1 protein-coding gene is annotated in these 273 nt (G+C 44.3%); it reads right to left on the reverse strand.

The genetic code is table 11. The annotated features are described in order from the left end of the window. A partial coding sequence (locus ACPYOJ_RS35390; RefSeq protein WP_481420392.1) for a malate:quinone oxidoreductase occupies positions 1-242 on the reverse strand: 242 nt, incomplete at its 3' end. Positions 243-273 lie beyond the last annotated feature (31 nt).

A 273-nucleotide genomic window follows, 5' to 3' on the forward strand; every position in this document is an offset into this window, starting at 1 on the left:
CCCTCTTTAAGAAACTTGGTTGAAAATCCTGCGAAAGGTCCAAATAATAAGGCTTTTTGTCCATCAATAATTCTCAAATCGAGATGAGGTACAGACATTGGCGGGGCATCAACTGTTGCCTGGGTATATACTTTTGCGTGATGTTTTTCCACCAGTTCCTGATTGTAGCTCACCAGCCATTCTCCCGAAACAGGAAATCCTCTATAGCCTTCACTTTCTTTAATATCCGAACTGTCCAGCACCGGAAGCGCATATCCTCCGGCTCCTATGACT

Source organism: Rhizobium sp. SVR5-9E (assembly GCF_056755095.1).